This is a genomic window from Streptomyces sp. NPDC012935 (genome assembly GCF_042900345.1).
In the GTDB taxonomy this organism is placed as follows: domain Bacteria; phylum Actinomycetota; class Actinomycetes; order Streptomycetales; family Streptomycetaceae; genus Streptomyces.
Map to the genome: position 1 here is coordinate 1 of NZ_JBIBBC010000103.1, position 1,166 is coordinate 1,166.

Genomic DNA, 1,166 nt, shown 5'->3' on the forward strand with positions numbered 1-1,166 from the left:
GAGTCAGAACGCTGGACGCCGCGGACACCCTCATCAAGGCGTGGGACCTGGACCCCAGCGAGGTATGGGGCATGAGCCCCTTCGGCGGCAGCACCAGCGACTCGGTGTGGGCCAAGATCGACCCTCGTGTCTTCCTCGGTGACTGCCGTCAACTCTCGCGTGTGCAGGCGGCGTTCATAGCCGCCTATCACCTGCCAAGGGTGGACACTGTGGCTGTGAGCACTGAGGAGCCCGCCCATCTGGGTGAACTCGTCGGCGCCCTGGTCGGAGAGGTCGAGGAACGAACGGTCCAGGAGTACCGGAGTCTCCTGCGAGACCGTTCACACGATCAGCCGGCCTGAAGCTCCTTGATGACCTGCTCGGCGATGCGCCGGGCGGGTTCCAGCCGAGGGTCTTCCGGGTGCGCGTACGGCCCGAGGATCTTCGAGCAGGCAAACAGCGTCATCACCTTGCCGTCCCGGCTCTCGAAGTCGGACCGGCGCTCGTGCCATACGCGATTGGCCAGAGCCGGGACAGCGAGGGAACTCGCCCACAGCGAGGCCGAGTCCAGCCCCAGCGGCGCGTTACCCCAGTCCTCCCAGTCGAAGAGGCTGAACGCCGGAGCGGTCACGTTGGCCCAGTTCAGGTCCGCGTGGGCCGGCACCCACTGCTCGATGGTCGTATCGAGATCGCCGGAGAAGACACCACGGACAGACTCGGTGACGAGGGCCTGGGTGACGGTCTCGGTGTCCGGCGTGGCGACCCGCCTCGTGCTCTGTTTCGCCAGCGCGTCCAACGACGCGTTCAGTGCGCCCCACCAGTCGTCCGGCAGCTCCGGGGCTTCACTCAGGATGGCGTTTCCGACAGGAGCCCCTGGCAGGAGATCGGTTTCATCGGCTCGCCACATCACCGACCCGTCCGGGGCCCGCCAGACCACACATCCGTGCCATGCGGGCTGGGCGATGCCCTTCAGACGAGCGGCACTCTCAGTCCCGTTCCACCCCTGGTCGGAGATCTTGTCGAGCAGGCGCCGCTCGATCCGAACCCAGGTGTCGCGGTCGGTTCTGGCCCCCACAGATCGGCGCTTACGCACCATCGTCTCCGGGAGCAACCCCACTTGGAGAGACCGCTCGACGCGATCAAGAACCTCGTCAACCGGCTGTACACGTAGGTCGACAGCCTGACCC

General features: G+C 66.6%; 1 protein-coding gene and 1 pseudogene. One reads left to right on the top strand and one right to left on the bottom strand.

The annotated features are described in order from the left end of the window. Positions 1 to 341, top strand: a pseudogene (locus ACFY5C_RS41860) (aldo/keto reductase); the annotation flags it as partial. Here the strand turns inward: ACFY5C_RS41860 and ACFY5C_RS41865 are convergent. Then, a partial coding sequence (locus ACFY5C_RS41865; protein ID WP_389455342.1) for a hypothetical protein occupies positions 329 to 1,166 on the bottom strand: 838 nt, incomplete at its 5' end. The pseudogene ACFY5C_RS41860 and the gene ACFY5C_RS41865 overlap by 13 nt on opposite strands.